Source organism: Neobacillus sp. FSL H8-0543 (assembly GCF_038592905.1).
GTDB lineage: Bacteria > Bacillota > Bacilli > Bacillales > Cytobacillaceae > Neobacillus.
This window is the reverse complement of record NZ_CP151943.1, coordinates 3,044,024-3,057,740: the sequence shown is the minus strand read 5'-3', so window position 1 is coordinate 3,057,740 and position 13,717 is coordinate 3,044,024. Positions and strand designations below refer to the sequence as shown.

Genomic DNA, 13,717 nt, shown 5'->3' with positions numbered 1-13,717 from the left:
GGGTCTATCATGAACAGAAATCTATTAAAACAGTTTTATTGGGTTATACCTGTGGTCATCCTATTTTTGGGATTAGCTTTATTGTTTTATCAAAACTTTATGAAAGTGACGGAGCCGCCTGAACCTGATTGGAGTAGAGCATTATTAATTGGTGAGACCAATTTAAATAAACTTCCTCCTGTAAAGATGACAGAAGATGGAGAGTTTCTTATCACCAGATTTGAAGATGGAAATTTGGCAACAACAAGATTGGGCAAAGATTTTATTGTAAAAGACACGGAAACCTATGACATTCCAGTAGATAAATGGACACAACTATACCAGCAAGACGATAAAATCATCTATTTTGATTTTACAAATATTTATGATAAAGATAAAAATACCATTATCACTGATGTTGAGAAATTCTATCCTTTGGAGACCACCATTCTTTATGTAAAAGAAAATGTACTTTATCAGCTTAATCCAGAAAATTTGAAATCACAAAGAATTATGGATATTGATCTAAAAGAGGTGGATATCACTCCACAAGAAAATGAAGATGGAATAAATATATTAGCTTATTCATCCGTGTTAAATGGAGTTGATATCACACTTCACCAATTAACCGATGGAAAAATTAACACCTTATATCAATCGACCATTCCAGTAGAACCAGGCAAAGTTGTCAACGATATATCCTTTGCATTGAATGATCAAAAATTAGCATTGTTGATACTGGAAGAGCTTGTATTAACTCAAGGTAATCCAGAGTTTTTTAACTATTTTATGCAAACAACGGTTACAAATAAAAACCAACCGCCTGTTAACGAGTTAGTTTTACGGGATCCAGCAGGGAATAACAATTTGACTGAGGTTTCTAATGTCGTTCTAACTTATAACAATGGGATGCCCACTTTATTATTTCAAGCAAACGGGCAGACTGAAACCCAGTATAATGATCGTACGGCTTTTAATATTTATAAGGCAGAAATAAATGAAGATGGGACAACATCAACCGAACGACGAAGTAATACACCTTATATTTCAACCAATCCGCAATGGGTTAATGAAGAAACCATTGCTTGGCTGGATTTAGATCCAGATGGAAATAGGATAAATATTTCATCAGCTAATCTTGCTGCTATTAGTAAGGTGATCGAGTTAAGTCAAGATGATTGGCTAAACTCCCTTGGTAAAACAATGGGAATGGCAACATCCTCCTTTTTTGCTGTCGCCATTTCTTTTGTATGGTATATCTGGCCATTATTATTTGTTGTGTTAATGTATATGTTCAAAAGTAGAATACTTAATCATGATCCTAAGTGGATATATTATACTGGAATTGGATTATACGCTATAGCAGCAGCAGTTGGAAAAAATCAAGTTTTTGTAGATAACATTTATATCAATGCACCGGCTTATTTAACCTTTAACGGCAGCGCATATTTTTATATGATAATATTTGCTCTTATCGCTTTATGGCTAACGAATCTTACAAAACGAATAAATGATTGGGATGGAACGGTAAGAATCCTTTATTTTGTTGGTATTCACATCTTTCTAATCACGATATTCTTTGGCCCTTATATTATCTAAGGGACTTTCAAAAATAGCGAAAACCCCTTTTTATGTAACGGGTTTTGTTTTGAAGTACAAAACTTAAAATAGTTGGGGAATTAGCAGGTTAAATCGCACACAAAAAGACACCGTAATTAGCAACGGTGTTTTTTGTATTTTATTATTATTTCTTATTTTACTAAAGCCCCTGGTAGTTGAACAAGGTCTACTTATTTTTTTTGTCTACATACTTTTGGATAAAATATATAACTAAAACTGAAGTAGTAATTAATACAAAAAAGCCAATAATATTGATCGTGAAACCATTTTTATGGAAAGTTATAGCATTTAAAATATTATTGTTAAACAGGTAACCTATAAAATAGTAAACCCAGTAAACAGCCAGAATTACAAATAAAACAAGTATTTTTAATCTCTTATTATTTTTAGAGAATATAACATAAATGAGGGGTATGATTATTCCGACAAAAGGAAAAATCGATTCAAATAAATCCACTTCAGTATTTCACATCCAAATACTTATTTTTTACCAACCAGATTCATCTTTTAAGCCTTTATACTTCCCGATAATAATCCTAAAATTACGAATCCGACAATAAAAGCAGATATATGGATTAATATCTTGTATCGTAATTTCATATTTAATAAATAATATAATCTAAAGATAAAATAGAGTATTAACATAGTAATAGGTACCTTGACTAAGGATAAAACAAACTTATATTCAAAGAGAGTTAATTCATTTAAAAAGCTAAAGAAGAGATTATTTGTTATCCCGATAAAAGTTAATAAGACTTGATAAATAAAAAACTTAACTATATTCATCTCTTTAAGTTCTCCTAGAATAAATTAAAAAGGCAGTATACTATTGTTATACAATATTTATCTTTCTAATGATGTGACAATCTTCAAAACAATTACTTCACTAACCTTTCCCGTTAGCTCCACAAAGAAAAAATCGCCGCAGCGAACCAACCTAGTAACACGGTGTCTGTCACCACTATCCCCAGTATAAAGATTAGGCTACAGGAGAAAAAAAATTATAGCTCGGAGGAAGGTATATAGAAGAAAAAGTACGGGACCGACAATAGTAAGTAAAGCTATCACTCTTCCAATATTTTTACAAGGCTGGGGACGGTCTATTTCAATAGATCATCGACCTTGAGTCTCCATATCATATGAGGAAATCCTTCACCCCAATAATCCATTAACAAATAATCAGGAACTCCAAATTTCTTTGTCCAAATGGTTTGTGCACGAACATATCCACTATCTAAACAAAATTCATCGATACCGTTATTCCGCAAATTTAAATACATTTTATTTAAAAGAAAACTTCCTACCCCCTTCCATTGGTACTCCGGATGTACAAATACTGTACCAACCTCATTTAGCTCTTTTAAAGCACTATCTGTACATTTACGAATGAGCTCACTCGAGGGACCATTTTCGATGGAACCAATAATCTTACCGCCGGCTAAAGCAATCAGAAAATATCTTTTCTCCCCATTACTTTCAAAGTCACTTTTTAAATAGGCTTTCTTGCTTCGGATTTCCTCTTCCATATCGTCCAATTTATCTCCAATGCCTTCTTTAATAAACGTATCCGTTATCACCGTTCTAAAAAGTCCATTTAACTCTTTAGAGTCCTCTATTCTTGGCCTTCTTATCTCAACATTAAGCACAACATATCCCCCTACACATCTTCGCTCGATACCGACCGTTTTAATTGTTGTTACAAAAATGATACTAAAAAACGCCCATGTTAGCCAAATCTAACATGGACGTTCTCTTTTATTTTAACCCAACTTACCTTCTTTTCTTTTTTGGATCGACAACAAGCTTATTTTTATTAATCACTTTTTCTATGAGAATTTGTACTTGAATATTTTTTTCATCCACACTATTAACATCTGATACTTTACCTTTACGTCCTTTAATTTTTATATCTTCCCCTACGGCTGGAACCTGATTACGCAGCTGAACTAACAAGAGCTTTTTATTCTCGAAAAAATGCACTACAAACATTTGTCCTCACCTATTTCATTTGGTATGTGATACAAAAAATGCCCTTCATGTATCTATATAAAATATATGGATAGCATTAGATTTGTACCAAGTACCATAAATTTATTTCCAAATGCTATATGAGTCCCTTTCGCGATGGTATTCTTTGTATAATAATATTCAAGCAATCTTAAGGAGGTAGCAAAAAAATGGATGAAGATTTAGAGATGAATATGGAAATGGCAAGAGAATATGATACTGGTATAAGACGTGCTATGCCTACATATGATGCGATGTTCCAAATGGTCCAGTCCTTCTTTCGTGCAAATGTTAAAGACTCAGCAAATGTATTAGTCATTGGCGCTGGGGGCGGAAATGAATTTGTGACATTTGGAACAGCAAATCCAACATGGTCCTTTATAGGTATTGATCCGTCTGAAGACATGCTAGAGGTAGCATTGCAGAAAGCCAAGAGTGAAGGAATAGACGATCGCGTATCCATTCATACTGGAACAATTGAACAAATTGAATTTACGGATACATTCGATGCCGCCTCATGCTTACTTGTTCTCCACTTTGTTGAAACAATAGAAGAAAAACGCAGTTTATTAAGCACAGTGAGAGAACAATTAAAACCGGGTTCACCTTTTGCTCTTGTTACGATGTTTGGAGACCAATCCAACCCAGAATTTGATGAACGGATGAAATTATGGAAATCGATATGGCAGGATTTAACCGATTTAACGCAAGAAGATGTCGATGAAATGGAAGAATCCGTTCGGGAACTATCATTTATATCTGCCAACCAAATCGAAGAACTTTTAGTACAAACTGGATTTGAACGAATCACCCAATTTTTCTCTACCACCCTTTTTGGAGGGTGGATTGCACACACTGCAAAAAAATAAAAAAACCTCTATAGAAAACGCTGTTGATAACATTCAACAGCGTTTTTCATGTCTTATATACTAAATCTAAAAAGGAGAGCACTAAGCTTCCATTGAAGTGGGGGTACTCATAATTGTTGAGGATCCAAGTAAAATAAGGAAAAAAAAGCCCAACTTCTGATGTGACCCCCAAAAGTTAGAGTTTTATATTAAGCAGCTAATTGGCTGGTATGGAAACGGTATTGAACCGGACTCATGCCTGCCAATTTTTTCTTTATACGCTTGTTATTATAATAAGCGATATATTCTTCAATTTTCATTTTTAATTCCTCAAATGGGCACAGCGCTTCCCCGTAATACATTTCTTGTTTCATTAATCCAAAAAAGTTCTCCATTGGTGAATTATCTAAACAGTTCCCTTTTCGAGACATACTCTGGAACACCTTATTTTCCTTAAGCTTATTTACCCATGTATTATGTTGATAATGCCACCCTTGATCAGAATGTATAGTGGTTCTATATTTTGAATCCTTTACAATTTCTAATGCTTCCTCGAGTGGTTTGATCGCTAATTCTAAGGTTGGACGCATACTCGTCCCATAAGAAAGAATTTCACCATTGAACATATCCATAATTGGGCTTAGATACAATTTTACACCGTCAGAACACTTGAATTCTGTAATATCTGTGGTTAATTTTTGATGACACACATTTGTGTTAAAACGGCGGTTGATAAGATTTTCGGCAACTTTTCCAGTCGTTCCTTTGTAAGAACTATACTTGCGCGATTTTCTCCTGAATTTATCCCCTTTGAGTCCGAGTTTATTCATAATGCGTTGAACCTTCTTATGATTCACTTTTTGCCCACGGTTTCTCAATTCCAGAAGGATGCGACGGTAACCATAATTGCCTTTATGTTCCTCAAAAATGGATTGAATCACTTCTTCAAGTCCCTGATTCGGATTTTCCTTCTTCATCATTTTTATATGATAATGGTAGGTAGCTTCAGGAATACCCACCTTGAGTAAAACATCTTTTAATTTGAAGTTTTCTTTGAGTTCGAATGATAACGCTGCTTGTGCTTTTCGAGATAGCCTTCCGGATCCATCTGAAAAGCTCGCAACTTTTTTAAGTATTTCTACCTCTAAACGCAGAAGTTCGTTTTCTCACTCCAACTTTTGTTCATACGTCATTTCTTTCTCTTCGGATTGTTTATTTTTACTGTTCTTATCTTTATCAGACATGGCTGTCATCCCTTTCGATCTATCCAGGGCTTCAGCACCACCCTCAAGGAAAGCCTTCTTCCAAGAGGCTACCATAGGAGTGTTTGTTAGCCCAAATTGAAGGGCTGTATCAGTTTCTGAAGATCCTGTTCTTTTCATAAAGCTTAATACATCTAGCTTAAATTGAACAGAATATCTTTCCTTATGTTTCTTCCTCTTTAAACCTTCCACACCGTATTTCTCGTGTACTTTTACCCATCTCCTAATTTGTGAAAAGTCCTTCATGTCGTATTTTTTAGCTAAACGTTCATATCCTAATTTTCCTTCTTGATATTCTTTGACGACTATTAACTTAAATTCCTGACTATATTTAGCCATAAAAATACACCCCAAAAGTATAGATTTTACTCTAACTTTTGGGGTGCAGTACATTCCGCAATAAAGGAAATTGGGCTTTTTACTTTATATTATATTACCTAGTTAAGAGAGTGTGAAATCTACTCGTTACCAAACGAATAATCCAACAATCATCGCACTTAATAATGACACACCTATTCCACTTACCAATAACTTCCAAACATTTTTCCCAATAATGGTTGATTTTTCTTCACTTAGGGTTGAATTAAACGTTCCATAAATCATACCCACTGTACTAAAATTGGCAAATGAAGTTAAGAAAGTGACAGCAACAGCAACGGTATGAGGGGCAAGATCATTTATTTTCCCCTTTAAATCCATCATCGCAACAAATTCATTTGTTGCTAGCTTAATTCCCATTAATTGAGCAACATACATAGCATCTTCTCCAGATAAGCCAAGTAAGAACGCAAATGGGCTAAAAATAATTGCGAATATTTTTTGGATGGTCAAACCATTTACCACAAATCCTAAAATGCCATTAACGGCAGCGGTTAAAGCAACATATCCAATGACCATGGCCGTTATGACGATGACCATATTAATTCCAACAAGCATACTGTTTGAGATGGTTGAAAAGAAATCCTTCTTCTCGCTTTTATTTGGTACATAAACGATGTCTTCTTCTTTAGTCACATCAACAGGATTTAGTATATTGGCAATTAGTAGCGCGTTCAAACAATTTAACGGAATAGCAACAAATACATATGTCGCTGGAACCATTGTTAAATAAGCGCCAATGATCGATCCGCTGATGCTACTCATACTCATAATTCCGAAGGTTAGCAGCCTTTGTTCCTTCAATACCGATAATTGCTGCCGGATAACTGCCAGCGCTTCTGTGTTTCCAAGAAACATCATCTGTATCGAGAAGAAACTCTCAAGCTTAGGCAATCCCGAAACCTTTGAAATAAGCCAGCCTACTTTATCCATAATCCACGTTAAGATTCCAAAGTAGGTTAGAATATCAAAGAACGTAATAATGAAGATAATTGGCATTAACGCACTAAAAAAGAAATCCACATACTCGTTAGCCATAACAGAAGGAAATACAAATGAAATTCCTTCGTTTGCACAAGTAATCAACCAGTTAAAGAACGAGGCAATTTTATTAATTACCCATGAGCCTATCTTCGTTGCTAACATAAACCAGGTTATCAAGAATTCAACTACGACCAAAGTTAAAATCGATTTCCACTTAACATTTCTTTTATTGGGTGAGCAGAGGAAAATAAGTGCAAGAACAACCAATAACCCTAGTGCATTTAACAAAAAATACAAATGATCAACTCCTTTGGTTTATCATTTGCCAAATTAGATATTTATATCTAATAAAATTTCATTTTCCATCCGTTCATCCAAGTAGTTGGTACCTAACAAACCACTTCAAACAAAAAAACACCTTTGATGACAACAGCAAAAGTGTTTTCTTATATTAGTAGAGTGCTACGGTTTTAACCTTTTTCTGGTGCCTATTCATTCAGAGTCTACCTCTACGAGCGCAGCATTTTGTATATCCTTAATTAACAAGTCTATTAACCCTACCTGATATGCAGCAAAATTTTTGCTGACCATTATTTCCGATGACATTTTTAAAATTGGATCCTCGAGACTTTGTGATTGCTATATATTGAACGATTTGCAACCTGAAATTAACCTCAATATCCCTTCTTAAAGACAAATCTCCAACACTACTCATGAGTTTTGTTCTCTATACCCCTTCTTAAAGACAAATCTCCAACACTACTCATGAGTTTTGTCCTCAATACCCCTTCTTAAAGACAAATCACCAACACTACTCATGAGTTTTGTTCTCTATACCCCTTCTTAAAGACAAATCTCCAACACTACTCATGAGTTTTGTTCTCTATACCCCTTCTTAAAGACAAATCTCCAACACTACTCATGAGTTTTGTTCTCTATACCCCTTCTTGAGGACAAATCTCCAACAACACTCTGGAGTTTTGTCCTCAATCCTCTTCTAAAGGATAAAGGCAGTTCAGGTTGCTCTATAGAAACAGGCTTTCGAAACTCGTGTAAATCGTCTCTAAATTCATCCCAAGTACGAATAACCCCCAGAGCTTTTTCCATGACCTTGAACCGTCCCTCTGCTTCCCTAAGGAATTAATAGAATTTTGCCGGTGCTCTTGCGGCTTTCAAGATACCGGTGTGCTTCTTGTCCATCACGCAACGCAAATATCGTCGGCTCGGATACTATTAACTTTCCTTCTTCCATCCATCGGAACAGCTCATTCGCACGAGCAATTCGTTCTTCGCGGGAAGTAAGGACATTCCATAGGTCACCGCCAGTTAGGGTTTTTGACGTATCCATTAACATTCTCGGGTCAACCATTGCTGGGTCACCCCCTGCCATTCCATAAAAAACAACGGTTCCACCTATGCAAGTTACCTGAAAGCTGTCTTCTAGGGTTGAGCCTACAGATTCAAATACAACATTTACCCCTTTTCCGTTCGTCTTCTCTAGCACTGCTCTTTTCCAATCATCACTATACAAGAAAACCTTATCAGCTCCTGCTTCCTTCGCAGCCGCTGCTTTTTCTACGGATGAGGTTAAGCCAATTATCTTACCGCCCAGCAGATTTGCGATTTGAACGAGTAGCTGTCCAACACCGCCAGCTGCAGCATGAACAAGGACCACATCCTTCTCTTTCACCGCATAACTATCCCGTGTTAAATAATGCGCCGTCAAGCCTTGGAGCAAAATGGATGCAGCTGCAGCAAACGGGATTGTTTCTGGCACTGGTATCGCCTTTTCTATTGGCACTGCTACTAGCTCTGCATTCGCATACGGAACATCTGCAAAGGCAATCCGGTCGCCTACGTTAGTGCCTTTGACATTCTCTCCTATCTTTTCAACGATCCCTTCCCCTTCATAACCTAAAATATAAGGGGGCTTTCCTGCAAGATGATAGTTCCCTTTTCTTCTATATATATCAGCAAAGTTCAAGCCAATGGCTTTCATCCTTACAAGTATTTCATCTTTACCGATGACCGGATCAGAGATTTCGCGATATTCCAGTACTTCTGATCCTCCAAATTTATTGAACACAAGTGCTTTCAATTGTTTACCCCCATTTTTATTAAATTTTACAATACGCCTTAATTAAATAGATTTGTGGATGGAAATGCAAATGACATCGACTGCATCAAAAAGATTTCGATTACATACCTTACATAATACATCCCTATCCAATCCATAGGGCTTTCCTTTGGATTTCCCGTTTACGAAAGAATTGCTTGATTAACATAAAAACGCAGTTGATCATAATATCAAAGGGTTCACTTGGAAGGTGCACAAAGGCTAATTGGCACATGAAATGGCATGCGAATTGACGCATGCCATTTTTATTAGTATATCAAGGTTTTAGCCCTGTTCTGGGTAGAATTGACCATCAAATTTTCAAGATGTTTTTAGATGACAGTACTTGTTGTGCAACGAATAAATCTAACCAATTTGAATGCCAAATTTAGTGTCAATTTGAAGTCATAACGACCGGGACTAAGACTTTTCCAAGGGTTCGGGCGTTTTAAACCTTCCATAACGACCGGGACTAAAATTTTTCCAAGGGTTCGGGCGTTTTAAACCTTCCATAACTACCGGGACTAAAATTTTTCCAAGGGTTCGGGCGTTTTAAACCTTTCATAACGACCGGGACTAAGATTTTCCCAAGGGTTCGGGCGTTTTAAACCTTCCATAACGACCGGGACTAAAATTTTTCCAAGGGTTCGGGCGTTTTAAACCTTTCATAACGACCGGGACTAAGATTTTTCCAAGGGTTCGGGCGTTTTAAACCTTCCATAACGACCGGGACTAAAATTTTTCCAAGGGTTCGGGCGTTTTAAACCTTTCATAACGACCGGGACTAAGATTTTTCCAAGGGTTCGGGCGTTTTAAACCTTCCATAACGACCGGGACTAAAATTTTTCCAAGGGTTCGGTAGTTATAAACCTTCCATAACGACCGGGATAAAGGATTTTCCAACGGGTTGGTCGATATGAATCCCCTATAACTACTAGGATGCTAGGCTATCGGCGTAATAAATCTTTTATTAAAGATTTTTCGCTGGTCCGATAGCCAAAAGCAATAATTATCCACAAATCGAGGTTTTCCGGAAGTATGAAGCTCAATAACTTGTTTGCTGAAGGAAATTCTATCTCTGCCTTATTACTATTGCTTACATTATCTCGAAACAATAAAGTTTACAAAAACATCAAATAATTATTAAAACATTGGTCTATATAGTAAAAAAAGAGTGCCATTTTAATTCAATTAGACACTCTTCACTTTAACTATTTCTTTGCCACATTTACTGTCATTTGCGCTGTCAAAACGAGGTCATGCACCTCTAAAGTGAACCCTTTGATCATAATATCAACAGCGTTTTATTTACTACAACATTTGAAATAGGGCATTAAATGCTTGACACTGGTTTATTGAAACGCCGGTAAAGCCGTTTCTGCGTAATCTTCCTCTAAAAATTTCTTCACTTCGGGTCCAGTCATTTTTTTCGCTAACATTTGAACAGCTTCAGATTCTGCATTATCAGAACGTGCCACTAACGAAATAGCAAACTCTGATTCAATACTTTCCGTCAGTATCGCATCCTTATTAGGTGTTAATCCTAGCGGAGCTGCGTAAGCCGGTGTCATCGCAACTAAATCAGCATCATCGAGCATTCTTGCTAGCATCAAGAGATCCACTTCTTCAAACTTGTAATTTTTCTCATTCTTGACGATATCTGCTTGGGTTGCATGAATCCCCACGCCCTCTTTCAGGGTAATTAAGCCAAAGTCAGCGAGCATGACAAGCGAACGGCCGATGTTTGTTGGATCGTTTGCAATCGCAATCGTTGCACCTTCCGGAAGCTCCTCAATGTTTTTGAATCGTTTAGAATAAGCACCATAAACCGCATGGTAAATGGGTTGTACAAGAACTAATTCCGACCCATTCGCCTTATTGTATTCTTCCATATATGGGATATGTTGAAAGAAGTTAACATCAACTTCATTATTAGCTAGTGCATTATTCGGTTGAACATTGTCACCCAGCACAACGATTTCTAAGTTGATACCCTCCTCTTTCATTAACGGCTTCACAATCTCGAGGATATCCGTCATTGGTGGAATTAATGTGGCCACTTTCAAGGTTACTTCTTCTTTCTTTTCTGCTGGTTTATCTGCACTTTCAGATTTCTCATTGGTACCACAGCCCGCTAATACAAGAAGCGTTAAAAATATAAGTAATAAAATCTTTTTCATAAGTTTTTCCTCCATAAAGTCTTAACGTTTATCCAAACGTTTAGCCATTGTTGTTCCAGTAAACTGGATGGTTTGCACAAAGAAAATCATAATGATAATCATATAAATCATAAGTTCCGTTTCAAAACGTTGATAGCCATAACGAATCGCAAAATCGCCAACACCGCCTCCACCCACAATCCCCATAACCGTGGAATAGGAGATAAAACTAATCGTAGACGTCGTTAATCCGAGCGCCAGTCCCGACCGCGCCTCCACATAAAGGAACTTGAATATAATTTCTGTTATCGATGCACCCATTGACACGGCTGAGTCAATCACACCGTGCGGGACTTCAAGTAAAGCTTGCTCCACCAGCCTTGAATAGTAAGCAATCGCCATAATTGTTAGCGGGATCGTAGCTGCAATGGTACCAATGGCTGTCCCGACAATCAATCGCGTAAATGGGATTAAAAATACAACAAGCAATAGAAAAGGGAAGGAACGAACGATATTGACAAATATATTTAAACTGGAATAAATGATACGATTTTCAAGCAGCTGATCCTTGCGACACAAATACAGCAAGGTACCAACTGGGAGTCCAATCAAAAACGCTGCAACAATGGAAACTCCAACCATGACAAAGGTTTCTCCAATAGACTGCCATATCTCTGCTTGATATTGTAAAATGATTTCAGGCATGTTACCTCTCCTTTAGTTGCTCAACTGCTGTATAAACCAATGTGGATCATCTCTAGGAATGACAAATCCCTGTGGTTTAATTGATACAGTCTGAAGAATTTTACCACTTTCCATCACCGTTACTTTATCGCAAATGCTTTTAACGACATCCATCTCATGGCTGACGATGACTATGGTCACACCAAACTCTTTATTTATTGTTTGAAGTACTTCTAGAATGCCACCCGTTGTCTGTGGATCCAAAGCAGAAGTTGGTTCATCACATAACAATACGGTTGGTCTGTTCGCAAGTGCTCTGGCAATCGCCACCCGTTGCTTTTGACCACCGCTTAATTGAGCTGGGTATTGCCTTGCTTTATCTACAAGACCGACAAATTCCAGACATTCATTGACTCTTTCCTGGCGTGCCTTTTTTGAATAGCCTGCCAGTTCAAGTGGCACCGAGACATTATCAAATACTGTTTTATTCGCCACTAAGTTAAAATGCTGAAAAATCATCCCGATTGATTGTCTTACTTCACGAAGCTTCCTGCTTGAAAGCTCCGTTAGCGTATGTTTACCAACAACTACTGTTCCTTCATTAGGTATCTCAAGTAAATTGATTAAACGAAGCAAGGTAGATTTTCCTGCGCCACTTGAGCCGATAATCCCGTGAACTTCGCCTTTATCAATCTTTAGTGAAACTGATTGGACAGCCTGCAGTGCTGTCAGAGCCTGCTTATAGCTTTTGCTGACATTGTGCAAAGAAATCACCGTACAACACACCTCCTTTTCAATCCGTCCCTTTCAAATCCTACTCTATGTTTTCTACCCACATTATTATAGTGTTAATAATAGAAACTGTCATGTAATTACGTTTCCAAAAAAAATAAACCCTCCTGCCACAAGGTGTGGGGGAAGGTTTCTCCTCATTTAATTAATCTCTGGTACAAAAATCTTCTTATACTGATAATCACCGGATTCTTCATGTATGGTGATGACCGAGGCATTTTCGATCGGTTTGAAATCAGCCAATTCTTCAACTGGCCAGTTCATCAGAAAGGCAAGAAGCATATGAATAAATCCAGCATGGGAGACGACCACCAGATTCTCATACCGCTGTTGCTGCCTCACCCGTTCCACTACCGTGTTCATAAACATAGTTGCACGTAAATAAACATCAGCTAGTGATTCCCCATTTGGGTGGCGAAAGTAAAAAAGACCTGCTGCTTTAAACTCTCTTTTGGCCTCTGGGGTCCGGTTATTAAAGTCGTAAAGATTTCCTAATTCCCACTCTCGTAAAAGCGGATTCTCGTAAAATGGAACTTGCTGGGGCAGCAATGAATGGATAGCCTTCGCCGTTTGAATCGTACGTAAATAGGGAGAGCTATATAAAATCGTTTTATCATTCATTTTTGATTGGAGAAATTCACCGGTTTTTTGTGCTTGTTTTTGTCCAAGCTCTGTCAAGCTATGCTGTGAATCATGTGTATGAGACATTACTGCCCGGTCGATATTATGCTCTGCTTCCCCATGACGTATAAGATAAATATTCAACTAACTCCCACCCCTTGATTTATTGTTTTTTCATTCAATCCCCATAAATTCATTCTTTCCTATGTCTTAACATGTCTTCTATTTTCAAATACGTTTTTCCTGCTTTAGAGGATAATCTTTCTA

General features: G+C 37.1%; 12 protein-coding genes. 2 read left to right on the top strand and 10 right to left on the bottom strand.

The window, feature by feature from the left end:
• The first annotated feature begins 9 nt into the window (after nucleotides 1–9).
• Nucleotides 10–1,578, top strand: coding sequence for a hypothetical protein (locus NSS81_RS15065; RefSeq protein ID WP_342429499.1), 1,569 nt, complete (start codon nucleotides 10–12; stop codon nucleotides 1,576–1,578).
• A 1,121-nt stretch (nucleotides 1,579–2,699) separates the two neighbouring features.
• On the opposite strand, the gene NSS81_RS15060 is transcribed toward NSS81_RS15065, so the two are convergent.
• The gene (locus NSS81_RS15060) at nucleotides 2,700–3,245 is read right to left on the bottom strand and encodes a GNAT family N-acetyltransferase (protein WP_342429498.1); all 546 of its coding nucleotides are present in this window, start codon (nucleotides 3,243–3,245) and stop codon (nucleotides 2,700–2,702) included.
• Nucleotides 3,246–3,369: 124 nt separating this feature from the next.
• On the bottom strand, nucleotides 3,370–3,588 hold the full coding sequence (locus NSS81_RS15055) for a hypothetical protein (RefSeq protein WP_342429497.1): 219 nt from the start codon (nucleotides 3,586–3,588) through the stop codon (nucleotides 3,370–3,372).
• Between the two features lie 188 nt (nucleotides 3,589–3,776).
• On the opposite strand from NSS81_RS15055, the gene NSS81_RS15050 reads away from it, so the two are divergent.
• Entirely contained in the window at nucleotides 3,777–4,475 is a 699-nt protein-coding gene (locus NSS81_RS15050; protein WP_342429496.1) for a methyltransferase, read from the top strand.
• 188 nt (nucleotides 4,476–4,663) lie between these two features.
• Here the strand turns inward: NSS81_RS15050 and NSS81_RS15045 are convergent, their stop codons facing one another.
• From NSS81_RS15045 to NSS81_RS15010, 8 genes are all read right to left on the bottom strand, one after another.
• Nucleotides 4,664–5,590, bottom strand: a complete 927-nt coding sequence (locus tag NSS81_RS15045) for an IS3 family transposase (protein WP_342434037.1) — start codon at nucleotides 5,588–5,590, stop codon at nucleotides 4,664–4,666.
• Between the two features lie 30 nt (nucleotides 5,591–5,620).
• Complete coding sequence (locus NSS81_RS15040; protein WP_342429495.1) at nucleotides 5,621–6,055, bottom strand: transposase; 435 nt, start codon at nucleotides 6,053–6,055, stop codon at nucleotides 5,621–5,623.
• A 126-nt stretch (nucleotides 6,056–6,181) separates the two neighbouring features.
• Nucleotides 6,182–7,375, bottom strand: coding sequence for a nucleoside transporter C-terminal domain-containing protein (locus NSS81_RS15035; RefSeq protein ID WP_342429494.1), 1,194 nt, complete (start codon nucleotides 7,373–7,375; stop codon nucleotides 6,182–6,184).
• 835 nt (nucleotides 7,376–8,210) lie between these two features.
• Nucleotides 8,211–9,176, bottom strand: coding sequence for a quinone oxidoreductase (locus NSS81_RS15030; RefSeq protein ID WP_342429493.1), 966 nt, complete (start codon nucleotides 9,174–9,176; stop codon nucleotides 8,211–8,213).
• A 1,370-nt stretch (nucleotides 9,177–10,546) separates the two neighbouring features.
• Nucleotides 10,547–11,374: a MetQ/NlpA family ABC transporter substrate-binding protein gene (locus NSS81_RS15025; protein ID WP_342429492.1), complete on the bottom strand. Its 828-nt coding sequence runs from the start codon at nucleotides 11,372–11,374 to the stop codon at nucleotides 10,547–10,549.
• Nucleotides 11,375–11,395: 21 nt separating this feature from the next.
• Nucleotides 11,396–12,058 (bottom strand): methionine ABC transporter permease, encoded by a 663-nt coding sequence (locus NSS81_RS15020; RefSeq protein ID WP_342429491.1) that lies wholly within the window; start codon nucleotides 12,056–12,058, stop codon nucleotides 11,396–11,398.
• A gap of 12 nt (nucleotides 12,059–12,070) precedes the next feature.
• Nucleotides 12,071–12,811, bottom strand: coding sequence for an ATP-binding cassette domain-containing protein (locus tag NSS81_RS15015; RefSeq protein WP_342429490.1), 741 nt, complete (start codon nucleotides 12,809–12,811; stop codon nucleotides 12,071–12,073).
• 159 nt (nucleotides 12,812–12,970) lie between these two features.
• A complete protein-coding gene (locus NSS81_RS15010) occupies nucleotides 12,971–13,594 on the bottom strand; it encodes a histidine phosphatase family protein (protein WP_342429489.1) in 624 nt (207 codons plus the stop codon).
• Between the last annotated feature and the right edge of the window lie 123 nt (nucleotides 13,595–13,717).